At 68.7% G+C, this 13,306-nt stretch carries 9 protein-coding genes and 1 pseudogene; 6 read left to right on the forward strand and 4 right to left on the reverse strand.

Features of this window, described 5'->3' with window-relative positions; translation table 11 throughout:
• Window positions 1–53: 53 nt before the first annotated feature.
• A complete protein-coding gene (locus tag OG385_RS33375) occupies window positions 54–1,547 on the reverse strand; it encodes an APC family permease (RefSeq protein WP_266861444.1) in 1,494 nt (497 codons plus the stop codon).
• Window positions 1,548–1,654: 107 nt separating this feature from the next.
• Here OG385_RS33375 and OG385_RS33380 point away from each other — a divergent pair, with 107 nt between their 5' ends.
• Both OG385_RS33380 and OG385_RS33385 read left to right on the forward strand, forming a co-directional pair.
• Entirely contained in the window at window positions 1,655–2,233 is a 579-nt protein-coding gene (locus OG385_RS33380; protein WP_266861446.1) for a TetR/AcrR family transcriptional regulator, read from the forward strand.
• 18 nt (window positions 2,234–2,251) lie between these two features.
• Window positions 2,252–4,216 carry an FAD-dependent oxidoreductase gene (locus OG385_RS33385; RefSeq protein ID WP_266861447.1) on the forward strand — a complete coding sequence of 655 codons (1,965 nt, stop codon included), beginning with the start codon at window positions 2,252–2,254 and terminating at the stop codon, window positions 4,214–4,216.
• Between the two features lie 318 nt (window positions 4,217–4,534).
• Here the strand turns inward: OG385_RS33385 and OG385_RS33390 are convergent, their stop codons facing one another.
• Window positions 4,535–5,812 (reverse strand): MFS transporter, encoded by a 1,278-nt coding sequence (locus OG385_RS33390; protein ID WP_266862151.1) that lies wholly within the window; start codon window positions 5,810–5,812, stop codon window positions 4,535–4,537.
• Window positions 5,813–6,123: 311 nt separating this feature from the next.
• Here OG385_RS33390 and OG385_RS33395 point away from each other — a divergent pair, with 311 nt between their 5' ends.
• Both OG385_RS33395 and OG385_RS33400 read left to right on the forward strand, forming a co-directional pair.
• Window positions 6,124–6,543 carry a nuclear transport factor 2 family protein gene (locus OG385_RS33395; protein WP_266861448.1) on the forward strand — a complete coding sequence of 140 codons (420 nt, stop codon included), beginning with the start codon at window positions 6,124–6,126 and terminating at the stop codon, window positions 6,541–6,543.
• A 66-nt stretch (window positions 6,544–6,609) separates the two neighbouring features.
• Window positions 6,610–6,895: pseudogene (locus tag OG385_RS33400) on the forward strand (hypothetical protein); the annotation flags it as partial.
• A gap of 17 nt (window positions 6,896–6,912) precedes the next feature.
• Here the strand turns inward: OG385_RS33400 and OG385_RS33405 are convergent.
• Window positions 6,913–8,262, reverse strand: coding sequence for an MFS transporter (locus OG385_RS33405; RefSeq protein WP_323183953.1), 1,350 nt, complete (start codon window positions 8,260–8,262; stop codon window positions 6,913–6,915).
• Between the two features lie 453 nt (window positions 8,263–8,715).
• Here OG385_RS33405 and OG385_RS33410 point away from each other — a divergent pair, with 453 nt between their 5' ends.
• Window positions 8,716–9,834, forward strand: coding sequence for an esterase family protein (locus OG385_RS33410; protein WP_266861450.1), 1,119 nt, complete (start codon window positions 8,716–8,718; stop codon window positions 9,832–9,834).
• 178 nt (window positions 9,835–10,012) lie between these two features.
• Here OG385_RS33410 and htpG read toward each other — a convergent pair whose 3' ends face one another.
• Window positions 10,013–11,986, reverse strand: coding sequence for a molecular chaperone HtpG (gene htpG, locus OG385_RS33415; protein ID WP_266861452.1), 1,974 nt, complete (start codon window positions 11,984–11,986; stop codon window positions 10,013–10,015).
• A gap of 260 nt (window positions 11,987–12,246) precedes the next feature.
• Between htpG and OG385_RS33420 the strand changes: the two genes are divergently transcribed.
• On the forward strand, window positions 12,247–13,302 hold the full coding sequence (locus OG385_RS33420; RefSeq protein WP_266861454.1) for an SDR family oxidoreductase: 1,056 nt from the start codon (window positions 12,247–12,249) through the stop codon (window positions 13,300–13,302).
• Window positions 13,303–13,306: the final 4 nt, after the last annotated feature.

Here is a 13,306-nt window from a genome sequence, read left to right on the forward strand (position 1 = left end):
GGAAGGCCGACCACCCCGTCGCCCGGCCGTGGGCGCGAGGCATTCAGCAGACGTCAGGCGGACCGGGACGGTTCGGAAGCCTCCTGCTTCCCCGTACGGGCATGCTCGGTTCCGCCGGAAGCCGGGGGCCGCCCGGGCACCGACGGCGTCTCGATGCGCCAGGCGATGCGCTCTCGGTCCTGGACCAGACAGCGGTAGACGAAGAGCACGACGGAGAGCAGCAGGATGCCGACGCCCACCAGGGTCTCCGTGGCGCCGCCGTAGCCGGCGAGGGACGGGTGGGTGACGCCGGTCGCGAGGATCAGCAGATTGAAGGCGAGCAGCAGCCAGGCGACCGGGACCCAGATCCGTCCACGGCGGATGGGGCGGGGCCAGTGGGGGCGGTCCCGGCGCAGCAGCAGGAAGGCCGCGACAGCCAGCGTGATCGCCACCAGGTAGCCGAAGTTGCTGGCCACCAGGATGGCCAGGGGCTCCCCGAGCAGCAGTACGACCAGGCTGTTGATGACCGCGTCCAGGGTGAGAGCCCTCCCGGGCACGCCCCAGCGGTTGAGGTGATCGAGTTGGCGGAGCGTCATTTTCTCGCGGGCCAGGCCGTACAGGGCGCGGCCGCCGTCCGCGGTGGTGGAGACCATCCCGAAGAACATCGAGACGATCAGTACCAGCACCCCGAGCGTGGAAAAGCCGCCGAGCGCCCGTTCCAGAGCGACCGCGAAGGAGCCGACCGGGTCGGCGCGGAAGGCGTCCTCGCCGATGGAGCCGATCATGGACAGTGGCACGACGAAGAAGATTCCCAGGGCGACCAGTGAGGTCCAGCGCAGCGCCTTCGCGGTGTCGCGGACGGTGTCCTGGTACTCCGGTGCGAACGAGGCGCAGATCTCGGTGCCGTAGGTGGACCACGCGGTGACGTAGAACCAGACCGCGAGCGTCATCCAGTTGCCGCCGTGGTACCAGGTCAGGCGCTGGACGTGCCAGGTGCCCGGGTGCAGCAGCGGCGCCGCGGCGACCACCACGAGCGCGGCGATGACGATCGCGGCAATGACCTTGCTCGTACCGGCGGCCAGTCTCGCGCCGAAGAAGTTGCACGCCCACCCGCTGGCGATGGCGGCCACGGCGACGAGTTCGGAAACTCCCAGGGGGTGGCCGAGTACATGGGTCGTGCCGGAGTGCGGGAACCACTGGGTCCGCACCAGGGCGCCGATCGCCGCCGCGTTCACCGCGATGCTGAACGACCAGCCGATCCAGTAGCCGAACGAGGCGACCGCTCCGAGCGGAGCGAAGTACCGTTTCCATCCCTCGATGGCGTAGCGGCTGACGCCACCCGACATTCCGGGGAACATCGCGGCGGTCTCCGCGAACAGCATGTTCTGCAGCAGGCCGACGACCGCGCCGCCGACCCAGAGCGCGATGGCGGTCCAGCCGCCGACCGCACCGATTCCGTAACCGACCGTCAGCAGCAGGCCGTTGGGGACGACCAGTGCGATGGCGAAGCCGTCGCGCCAGGTGAGCGTCTTGCGCAGCTCTGTGGCGTCGTTCTGATCCTGGTGCACGCCGATCACCCGTTCCTAGGGAGCACATCATTGTGTCGCCCGTCACAATAATGCTTTATTATTGGCTGGGAAGAGCCCGGAGGGACTTCCGATCAGCGGGGAGCGGCATGGACGCACAACGGGAACGCATTCTGCAGGCGGCGGCGGAGGTACTGGCCGAACGCGGCTTCGACGCGGGCCGGTTGCGGGACGTCGCCACCACGGCCGGACTGTCCATCGGCTCCCTTCAGCACTATTTCGAGACGCGCGACGCCCTGTTCCTCGAAGCCTTCGCCTGGTCCATCGACGATCTGATCGAGCGCTGGAGGAGGGTCGCCGTCGAGGCCGGCAGCGCGTGGCGCCGCTTCGAGCTGCTGGTCCAGGCGCTCACCTCGGACCCGGACCTCACCCGGCGCTGTGCGACCTGGACCGAGTTCTGCGCCAGCGCCTCCCGGCGGGAGGAACTCCGGGACGGGGTGCGCCGGGTGCACGCCGAGTGGCAGACGCTGATGTCCGAGATCGTCCACACGGGCCTGCGCAGCGAGGAGTTCACCCCGGTGCTGCCGGTGGACCTCGCGATCGGGTCACTGGTGGTGATGGTCGACGGCTGCGAATTGGCCGTCGCGTCCGGGGGCGGGCTCACCGCAGAACGCTACGCCGAGCTGCTGCTCGGTACCGCGCGCGCCGTACTCGGCGTACGCGCCTAGGTCTCAGGGAGGACGTCCATGGCAGTGCAGTTCCCCCATCTGTTCAGCCCGCTGCGCATCGGCCCGGTGACGGTGCGCAATCGAATCCTGTCCTCGGGGCACGACACCGTACTGGTCCGGGACGGCGCGGTCACCGAGGACCTGATCGCCTACCACGAGGCGCGCGCCGCAGGCGGAACGGGCCTGATCGTGCTCCAGGTCTCCGGGGTGCACGAGTCGGCCCGCTACACCACCCACGTACTGATGGCCACGGAGGACGACTGCGTCCCTGCCTATGCCCGTCTCGCCCGGGCGGTGCACCAGCACGGGGCGAAGGTCTTCGGGCAGCTGTTCCACCCCGGCCGGGAGATCCTGGAGTCCAAGGACGGCAGCGCACCGGTCGCCTGGGCACCGTCCGCCACCCCGAGCGAGCGCTTCCATGTCATGCCGCGTGCCATGACCGGGGCCGAGATCGAGGAGGTACTGGACGGGTACGGTCAGGCGGCCCGCCGGCTGCGCGAGGCCGGGCTGGACGGTGTCGAGGTCGTCGCCAGCCACGGGTACCTGCCGGCGCAGTTCCTCAACCCCGAGGTCAACGTACGCAGCGACGGCTGGGGTGGCGACGACCAGGGCCGGCTGCGGTTCCTGCGTGAGTCGCTGCGCAGGGTACGGAAACAGGCCGGGCCCGGTTTCGTGGTCGGTCTGCGCATCTCCGGCGACGAGTTGAGCCACGACGGCCTCGGCGCCGAACTGGTCCTCGCGGCCGTCGCCGAACTCGACGCCGAAGGTCTGCTCGACTACGTATCGGTCTGCGCAGGCAGCTCGGCCAGCCTGTCCGGTGCGCAGCACATCGCCCCGCCCATGTTCCACGAGGCCGGCTACACGGCGCCGCTCGCGGCCAGGGTACGTGCCGTGGTCGGAGTTCCCGTCATGGTGGCCGGGCGGATCAACCAGCCCCAGGAGGCCGAGCAGATCATCGCGGGCGGGCAGGCCGACGCCTGCGCGATGACCAGGGCGCTGATCTGCGACCCGGAGCTGCCGGTCAAGGCAGCCGAGGACCGCACCGAGGAGATCCGCGCCTGCATCGGTTGCAACCAGGCCTGTATCGGGCATTTCCAGCTCGGGTACCCGATCTCGTGCATCCAGCACCCGGAGACCGGGCGCGAACGCCGCTTCGGAGTGCTGCCGACCATCACCCGACGGAAGAAGGTGCTGGTCGTGGGCGGCGGACCGGCCGGTCTCAAAGCGGCGGCGGTGGCCGCGGCGCGCGGCCACGAGGTGGAGCTGCACGAAGCGGGCCGGCGCGTCGGTGGCCAGGTGCTGCTCGCCGAACAGCTGCCAGGGCGGGCCGAGTTCGGTGGGGCGATCACCAACCTGGAGGGCGAGGCACGGCGTTCGGGAGTCCGCATCCTGGTGGGGTCGCGGGTGGATGCCGGGACCGTGGCCTCCGTGGCTCCGGACGCGGTGGTACTCGCGACGGGCGCACGCCCGCGCACGGCGAAGCTGGAGCTGATCGACGACCCGGTGGTACTGGACGCGTGGGAGGTGATCCGGGGCGGTGAGGTGCCGCGCGGGCGGATCGTGGTCGCGGACTGGCGCGGCGACTGGATCGGCATCGGGGTCGCACTCCGGCTCGCCGGCCAGGGCCGGAAGGTGACGCTCTGCGTGACGGGCTTCGCGGCGGGCGAGCACCTGCAGCAGTACGTCCGCTCCGCCATGCTGGGGCAGGCGGCGCGGGCGCGCATCGACATCGTGCCCAACGTGCGGCTGTACGGCGCGGATTCCGACACCGTCTACCTCCAGCACACTCTGACGGAGGAGCCTGTGCTGCTCGATGGCGTCGCGGCCGTGGTGCTCGCCCAGGGCCATGTGCCGGTCAACGAGGTCGATCCCGTGGCCGTCGGGATCGCGCCCGGACAGGTCTTCACCATCGGCGACTGTGTCACTCCGCGCACCGTCGAGGAAGCGGTGCTGGAGGGCCTCACCGTGGCAGCCGAGTTGTGACCCGGACTGTCACAGGCGGCAAGTAACCTCAGGATCATTCGTGCCCGAGGGGCACAGCGTGCGCGGCGGTCCGGCGTCGAGCGGGGCGGCGTACGCCTCCGGTACACCGTCGCGGGACGAGGTCCAGGCGAGCAGGGCGGCGTCCGGCGAGATGCAGAGGTGGCCGACTCGGGCCCGGTCGTCGGTCGGGCGCCGGGCTCGGACACCGGCTGCCGGGATGCTCCATACCTCGCTGTCGGCGTGAAGACCAAAGGGTGAAGCCGATCCCGCCCGGCGTTGGGACAATCGGACGCACTGCGCGGGACGCCAAGGGAGCACTCACCGGCGATCGGGCTGAACGGGCGGAACAGGCGGAACGGGGTGAACCGGCGGGGCGGGCTCGGCAGGTTGGGCGGGCCTGCCGGGCAGAGGTTCGTCAACGTCGATCCCTCCCGAGTGTTGCGCCGTCATGGACAGTGCAGGCAGGGCCGGTTCGGGCAGGGTTCGCAGGAGCAGCCAACTCACCACCGGAAGCACCACCAGCGGAGCCAGCGCCGTACGAAGGGATGTCGCGTCGGCGACAGCACCGATGAGCGGACTGGCGAGACCACCGATGCTCACGGTCAGGCCAAGAGTGATCCCGCTGGCCGTGCCGACCCGGGAGGGCAAGTAGTCCTGACCGAGGGTTACCTGGAGCGAGAACGGTACGTAGAGGCCGGCGGAAGCCAGCGCCACGAACAGGTAGAGCACCGGACCCGGGACGGTCACGATCCCGGCCACGGCGACCGCCGTCGCGAGATACGACCAGCGCGCCACGGTCACCCGGTCCCACCGGGTGGCCAGCTTGCCGCCCAGCACGGAACCCACCGCACCGCCCAGGTAGAGCACGAACAGTGCGGCGGTGCCCGCCGGCGTACTGCCTCCCATGCGCTGCCTGGCATAGAGCGAGATGAAGGTGCTCAGTCCGATGAAGACGATGGAACGGCAGACCACCACGAGTGAGAGCTTGACGAACGAAGTACGGTCATCACGCCCCGCCTTCGCCGCCGCACCGGCACGCCCCGCCCCGTTCCTCTCCAGCGCCCGCAATGCCGGCAGACAGAGCACACTGCCGACCACGGCCGGAATCACGAGCAGCGGCGAGAGCCGCAGGCCACCGGTCACCACGACGGCCGACACCATGAGCGGCGCCGCCGCAAACCCGAGGTTGCCGCCGAGAGAGAACCACGCCATACCGCTGTGGCTGCCGCCGCCGGCCAGCCGCGCGACCCGAGCCGACTCGGGGTGATAGGCCGCCACTCCGAGCCCGGACAGCGCGACGAACACCAACGTCAGCTTGTACGAGCCACTCACACCGCTGAGTGCGATCCCCACGCCGCCGAGCAAGGTGCTCACCGGCAGCAGCCACGGCATCGCCCACTTGTCGGTCAGCAGACCGAACACGGGCTGGGCCACCGATGACAGCAGTGACGCGGCGAGGACAATCCCGGACACGGCGGCATAGCTGTAGGCACGTTCGGCAACGAAGAACGGCACAAGCGCGGCCACCGCACCCTGGTACACATCCACGCAGGCGTGACCGACAGACAGCAGAGGGATCAACTTATTCCTGGACACACATCCATGCTCGGCATCCCGGGGCTGTCGCACTTCCAATATTCTGCCAACCAGTGCCGGAAAACCGCCACGCATCGGAGACGGCGTTCTGGAGGCGGCCGGCACATCCCTCCTGACGCGAGGGGAGCTCGGGGTCGCGCGCTTACCCGGGAGGTAATTGCCGAGCGCTCACGACGCCGCCGAGAATGGCGTTGTCCGCACCACCGCGATGCGGACCCCGTAGATACAGCTACAGAAGCCCGAAAAGACCCGGCGGAACACCGTAGTTGAGCAGTGGAGAGGAAACGCACGTGCCCACAACAACCACGCCCATGACCACCCGCACCCTGGTGGAGGAGCTGCTGCGCCGGATCGGTGAGGGCGACCCCGAGCGGATCGCCGAGCTGTACGCCGAGAAGGGCGACTGGAAGCTGGACTGGCCGGAGGCCGAGCACGGGCGCTCGGCCACACCGTGGATCCGCCACCGGTCCACCCGGGCCGATGCCGCCGCGCACTACCGCGAGTTGGCGGAGCACCATGTTCCCGGGCTCGCGGCCACCGAGATCGAGCGCATCCTCATCGACGGCAGCGACGCGGTCGTGCTCGGCGAGATCCGCCAGACCGCCCTGCCCACCGGACGCGCCTACCGGGCCCGGTTCGCACTGCACCTCACGGTCGAGGGCGGCCTCGTCACCCGGCACCACGTCTACGAGGACAGTCTCGCCGTCACCCAGGCGTTCGAGACCTCGTGATGCGCGACCGCCGGAATCCCCTTGGTGACACGCCAGTCCCGTGCCAGGATCTGGCGTATGTCAGTTCGATACCCGCGCCCCCCGCCGAACCGTCACCGCACCACGGGATGAGACGACTTCCGGGCCGAGCCGAAGGCGTGTACGTACCTGCTCGACGCCCCCGGCAGGTGGACGGACCAGGCTGGACGGCCGGGGCGATGTGGATATCGACGCACTCGGACCGCTGAACGTGCCGATCATCGCCGATGTCGAATGCGGTCATGTCCCGCCGTATATGCCGATCGTCAATGGCGCACGCGGCAGGGTCGTGCACACGTCGGACCGCAGCGAACTCACTCAGACACTGGACTGATGTTCGCACGTCCACCACTACGTCATCGGCGGGCGCCCGCCCGGGGGTACGGCCTTCGGAACCGGCAGTGTCCGTCCCACCCGGGCGAGCGGTGACAGGACCATCAGCAGCGGCGACACCATCATGCCGGCGGCTGTCACCAGGAGACTCGTGCGCAGCCCCCACTGCTGGACGAGACAGCCACCGAGCAGAGAGCCCAGCGGGGTCAGGCCCATGCCGGCGAACGTGATCGTCGCTGTGACGCGACCCTGCATCCCCTCCGGAGTAACGGCCTGCCGGAGAGACATGGCCGTGACGTTCACCAGCTGGCCGAAGGTGCCGAACACGAAGTTGACCGACAGGAGCGCGGCCATCGTCCCCCCTGAGGGACCGTGCAGCAGGGGCACACACAGCGTCGCCCCGTCCCCGAGCACCGCAGCGCCCACAAGCACGGCGCCATGACCGAACCGGCCCGGCAGCCGGGCGGCGAGCAGCGACCCCAGGAGCGCGCCCGGACCCGTCGCAGCAAGCGCCAGGCCGACGGCGGCCCCCGAAAGGTGCAGTTCCCTCGGCAGGAAGAGCAGATAGGCGGTCATCATGGCGGCGAAGGAGAACTGGAAGGCGGCCGAGGCGAGGCCCACGATCCGCAGCCAGGTATCGCCGACGACGAAGCGCAGACCCTGATGGATCCGCAGCCATACCCGAGGGGGTTCCGGATTCTCCGCCTTCACCGGGGTCGATGCGACCGACGAGGCCGACGGGACCGCTTCGCGGCGCCGGATCCGCCCGATCGACAGGACCGACAGCACGAAGAACCCAGCGCTGCACGCGGCCCCGACGGGCGCCGACAGAAGCGACACCATCGCACCCCCGAGTGCGGGGCCGCCCAGCTGAGCCGCTGACCGGCAGCCCTCCAGCGCGCTGTTGCCCCGTACCAGTTGATCGCGTCGTACCAGCCGTACGAGAGACGCCTGGTACGCCACATCGAAGTACACGGACAGGGTTCCGGCAACGAAGGCGACCACGAGCAGTGCCGGCAGGCCGAGTCCGCCCAGGAGGCCGGCCAGCGCGGCGCCGCCCAGCGCCAGTGCCCGGCCCGCGTCCGTCAGCACCATCACCGTGCGGGCCTGCCGTCTGTCGACCCAAGCGCCGGCGAAGAGCGAGAACAGCAGGATCGGCGCCTGCCCCACCGCGCGGAGGACGCCCAGCCGGCCGGCGTCCGTGTCGAGCGTCAGTACGGCGATCAGCGGCAGGACCACCAGGCTTGTCTGCTCGCCGATTTGGGAGGATGCCTGGCCGAGCCAGAGCCTTCGGAAGTCCCGGTCCCTCCACAGGCGGGACGGAACCGGCCGGCCGGCATCGGATACAGCTGAGGAATCGGACGACACAGTGTGCCCCTTGGGGGTACCGAGAACGAGGCCCGCCACCCGGCGCACGGCAGGTGCACCGGCGGTTCAGGGAGGGGAAGGCTCGCTGTGCCGCGGATCTGAGGCAGCACGCGATGACAGGCCGCTCAACGGCCTACGGCGTCAACGCGCGCTCGGGCGACCGGGCATGGGCTGGCTCCTCGTCGGTCTCGGTACCCGCACATTAGCCCGCGGCGGCCCGGCACGAAAGGCAGTCACGAAAGGCAGTGGGGAGTTGGTCGTCGACGAACCGGCGAGCGGAACACCGCAGCCGGATACGCGCGCATCCGGCACGGGGATACGGATGTGACCTGTCCCGCGATCCACGCGGTTCGGGAACCCCGGCGCGCCCTCGGCCATCTCCCTCACCGGACCGGGGCCCGGGGCGGGCAGCAATGCCCCTGCGGCTCCTCGTTATCCGGAGACGAGAATCTGATGAGCCTTACGGGGACACCCTTCTTCCTGACGTCGATCGTGCTGGTGGCGGCGGCACTCGCGTTTCCGCTGCTGTTCTGGGGGCGGATCCGCGGTCCCGGCGCGGTGCGGCACACCGCGCGACTGGCCATGCTGGTCGTCGTCCAGGCCACCGGGGTGCTCCTGGTGTTCGTGATCGTCAACAACTCCAACGGCCTCTACGACAACTGGGCCGACCTCCTCGGCACCGGCAACCACGTGCATGCCGCCGCCGATCTCGGCCCGGACGGAACCGGCGGCAAGTCAGTCAGGAGCGAGCCACGGATCAAGCAGAAGTTCCACCCGGCCGGCGACCCCCGGATGGGCCCCGGAGTGCAGGTGACCCAGCTCAAGGGCCGGATCTCCGGTGTTGAGGGCGAGGTCTACGTCTGGCTGCCGCCGCAGTACGGTCAACCGGCCTACCGGCACCGGAACTTCCCGGTGGTCGAAGTGCTCCCCGGCTACCCCGGTTCCGCACGGGCCTGGTTCGGGAGCCTGCACGTCAACACGCAGCTCGCACCGATGATGCAGCGCGGTGACGTGGCCCCGTACATCATCGTCGCGCCCCGGACGACGCTGCTGGGCAACGTCGACACCGGCTGCGCCAACATCCCCGGCAAGGTCAACGCCGACACCTGGCTCAGTGTTGACGTACACAAGATGGTGACGGACAACTTCCGGGCCGAGCGCCGGCCGGCCGGCTGGGCCGTCGCGGGCTACTCGGCCGGCGCGCACTGCGCGGTCGAACTGGCTGTCCGGCACCCGGACCGCTACCGTGCCGCGATCGGTCTGTCCGGCTACAACGACCCGGTCGGCGAACCTGCCTCGCTCACCGCTCGGACACTTCAGCTGCGTAACCGGAACAACCCGTGGAAAATCCTCCGGCACGACCGGGTTCCGCCCAGGGTGGCGCTGTTCGTCTCCGGTGCGTCCGGTGACGGCTACCAGGGTGCGGTGGCCCTCAGGCAGGCGGCCAGACGCCCGACGACCGTCCAGGCCGTGAGACTGCCCGCCGATGCGGGCGGGCACGCCACCGTGGTCTGGAGGCAACAGGTTCCGGAGGTTTTCCGCTGGCTGACGCACCAGGTGCCGATGCGCTGACAGGAAGCACCGACGAGCGCCCAGGCCGGCCCAGGTCGGCCCCGGCCAGTCCAAGTCGGTCCAAGCCGGCCCAGTCTGCTCAGGTCAAACGCGGTCGGCCAGTCCGACCGCGCATTCCCGGAAGACGGGAGCGTCCCGCCCAGTGCGGCGGGACGCTCCCGGGACCCGAGCCGCGCGGCTACAGAGTGCGCTCCAGGCGGTCGGCCAGCAGCTTGACGAAGCGCGACGGATCGCTCAGCTCGCCGCCCTCGGCCAGCAGCGCCATGCCGTGCAGAAGCTCCGCGGCCTCTTCGAGGCTGCTGCGGGCACTGTCGTCCGTCCCTTCCGCGTACGCCTTGTTCAATCCGGTCACCAGCGGGTGCCCCGGGTTGAGTTCGAGGATGCGCTTGACGTGCGGAACCTCCTGGCCCATGGCGCGGTACATGTTCTCCAGAGCCGGCGTCACATCATGCGTGTCCGAGACGATGCAGGCCGGCGAGACGGTGAGTCGCGAGGAGAGGCGCACCTCCTTGACGTTCTCGCTCAGCCGGTCCGTCATCCAGGTCAGCAGGGCCTCGAACTCCTGCTGCTGCTTCTCGCGTTCGGTCCCGGCCTCCTTCTTCTCCTCCTCGGTGCCGAGGTCGACTTCGCCCTTGGCAACGGACCTCAGTTGCTTCCCGTCGAACTCGGGAACCGCCTCGACCCACACCTCGTCGACGGGGTCGGTGAGCAGGAGTACCTCGATGCCCTTGGCCCGGAACGCCTCCATGTGCGGGGAGCTCTCGATGGCCTGGCGGGACTCGCCCGTCAGGTAGAAGATGTGCTCCTGGCCGTCCTTCATGCGTTCCACGTACTGCCGCAGGGTGGTCGGCTCGTCCTCGCTGTGGGTGGTGGCGAAGGAGGAGACACCGAGGATGGCGTCGCGGTTCTCGAAGTCGCTCAGCAGTCCTTCCTTGAGGACGCGGCCGAACTCCCGCCAGAACGTGGCGTAGCGCTCCGGCTCGCCGGACATCATGTCCTTGACCGTCGACAGGACCTTCTTCGCCAGGCGGCGGTGCATCAGCTGGATCTGCCGGTCCTGCTGGAGGATCTCGCGCGACACGTTGAGCGACAGGTCCTGCGCGTCGACGACACCCTTGACGAAGCGCAGATACGGCGGCATCAGTGCTTCGCAGTCGTCCATGATGAAGACGCGCTTCACGTACAGCTGGATTCCGCGCTGGTAGCCCTGCGTGAACAGGTCCTGCGGTGCGTGGGCGGGGATGAACAGCAGCGCCTGGTACTCGAAAGTGCCCTCCGCCTGCAGCCTGATGGTTTCGAGGGGGCTGTTCCAGTCGTGGCTGATGTGCTTGTACAGCTCGTGGTACTCGTCGTCCGTGACCTCGTCGCGCGACCGCGCCCAGAGGGCCTTCATCGAGTTCAGGGTCTCGGGCTCGGCGGGGGTGGCCTCGCCATCGGCCCCCTCAGCCCCTGTCTCCGTCTCCCCTTCCGTGCCGCTCGCGTCGGCGGCCGCGGAATCGGAGACGAGCCTGACGGGCCAGGTGATGAAGTCCGAGTAGCGCTTGACGATCTCCCGGATCTTCCACGGGGAGGCGTAGTCGTACAGCCGGTCCTCGGAGTCCTCCGGCTTGAGTCGGAGTGTGACCGCGGTGCCCTGGGGAGCGCCTTCGACGGTTTCGATGGTGTACGTACCCGCGCCGGTCGACACCCAGCGGGTGCCGTGGCTCTCGCCCGCACGGCGGGTCAGCAGGGTGACCTCGTCGGCCACCATGAAACTGGAGTAGAACCCGACTCCGAACTGACCGATCAGTCCGTCGGCAGCGGCGGCGCCCTCCGCTTCCTTCTCCTTGAGCTCCTGCAAGAACTTGGCCGTGCCCGAGTTGGCGATCGTGCCGATGAGCTGGACCACTTCGTCGTGCGACATACCGATGCCGTTGTCGCGCACGGTGAGCGTACGGGCCTTCTCGTCCGGCTCTATGGCGATGTGGAGATCGGACACGTCCGCACCGAGAGAGTCGTCGCGGAGGGCTTCGATACGAAGTTTGTCGAGCGCGTCGGAGGCGTTGGAGACCAGTTCGCGCAGGAACACGTCTTTGTTCGAGTAGATCGAGTGGATCATCATCTGGAGAAGCTGACGCGCTTCCACCTGAAACTCGAACGTCTCAGTCGGCATAATCCATGCTTCCTTCTCAGGTCATCAAGTGACGGGGACTGACCTGGGAACTCTAGAACAGCCGACGGCGGTTCAGGTCCCGATCGCCGTCCGGGGCACAGCCGCTCGCAGTGCGGGCAAGGGCCTTCGAACGGCACCGACCTCACTCGGCACAGACCCGCAGGTACGCCTTGCGCCATACCTTGCGACGTGATTCACTCCATAGGTACGAAGACAGTCGTACCAATCCACTGCGCACGGTCAACTTCAGGAGCCGCGTCATGAATCCGGAACGCAAAGTCGCCCTGGTCGTCGGGGCGAACGGAGTTGTCGGCCGCGACACCATCCAGCACCTCCGCGATCTCAACGACTGGGAGATCATCGGGGTTTCCCGGCGCGGAGGCACGGACACGGGCCGAGTGCGCTACATCGCCGTGGATCTGCTGGACGCCGATGACGCCCGCCAGAAGCTCGGCGGGCTGACCGAAGTGACGCACATCTTCTACGCGGCGTTCCAGGACCGGCCGACCTGGGCGGAGCTCGTACCCCCGAACCTCGCCATGCTGGTGAATTCCGTTGACGCCATCGAGCCGGTGGCGTCCGGTCTGCGGCACATCAGCCTGATGCAGGGCTACAAGGTCTACGGCGCGCACCTCGGCCCGTTCAAGACCCCGGCACGGGAGAGCGACGCGGGACACATGCCGCCGGAGTTCAACGTGGACCAGCAGTCCTTCCTGGAACGCCGGAGCCAGGGCAAGCCGTGGACGTGGTCGGCGATCCGCCCTTCGATGGTGGGCGGCGCCGCTCTCGGCAACCCGATGAATCTGGCCCTGGTCATCGCCGTGTACGCGTCCATCTCGAAGGAGCTCGGCCTGCCCCTGCGCTTCCCGGGCAAGCCCGGCGCCTACACCAGCCTCTTCGAGATGACGGACGCCGGCCTGCTCGCGAAGGCGACAGTCTGGGCGGCGACCGACGCGAACGGAGAGGGACAGGCCTTCAACATCGCCAACGGCGATCTGTTCCGGTGGGAGGAGATGTGGCCCAGGATCGCCGCGTACTTCGAGATGGATGTCGCCCCGCCTCTGCAGATGTCTCTCACCACCGTCATGGCGGACAAAGAGGCCCTGTGGAACGAGATGTCGGCCCGGTACGGTCTCGCGCACTCATACGAGGAAGTCTCCTGCTGGAACTTCGGCGACTTCGTGTTCGGACTCGACTACGACATGTTCGCCGACACATCGAAGTCACGGCGGGCAGGCTTCCACGAGTACGTCGAGACCGAGCAGATGTTCATCAGCATCTTCGAGGAATTCCGCAAGCGGAAGATTGTCCCGTAACTCC

The sequence above is a fragment of the Streptomyces sp. NBC_01306 genome (genome assembly GCF_026340465.1).
Classification (GTDB): Bacteria; Actinomycetota; Actinomycetes; order Streptomycetales; family Streptomycetaceae; genus Streptomyces.

Coding starts and splice junctions, on each gene's coding strand:
- OG385_RS33380 (WP_266861446.1), top strand. CDS start 1,655: ATGGACGCACAACGGGAACGCATTCTGCAGGCGGCGGCGGAGGTACTG.
- OG385_RS33385 (WP_266861447.1), top strand. CDS start 2,252: ATGGCAGTGCAGTTCCCCCATCTGTTCAGCCCGCTGCGCATCGGCCCG.
- OG385_RS33395 (WP_266861448.1), top strand. CDS start 6,124: ATGACCACCCGCACCCTGGTGGAGGAGCTGCTGCGCCGGATCGGTGAG.
- OG385_RS33410 (WP_266861450.1), top strand. CDS start 8,716: ATGAGCCTTACGGGGACACCCTTCTTCCTGACGTCGATCGTGCTGGTG.
- htpG (WP_266861452.1), bottom strand. CDS start 11,986: ATGCCGACTGAGACGTTCGAGTTTCAGGTGGAAGCGCGTCAGCTTCTC.
- OG385_RS33420 (WP_266861454.1), top strand. CDS start 12,247: ATGAATCCGGAACGCAAAGTCGCCCTGGTCGTCGGGGCGAACGGAGTT.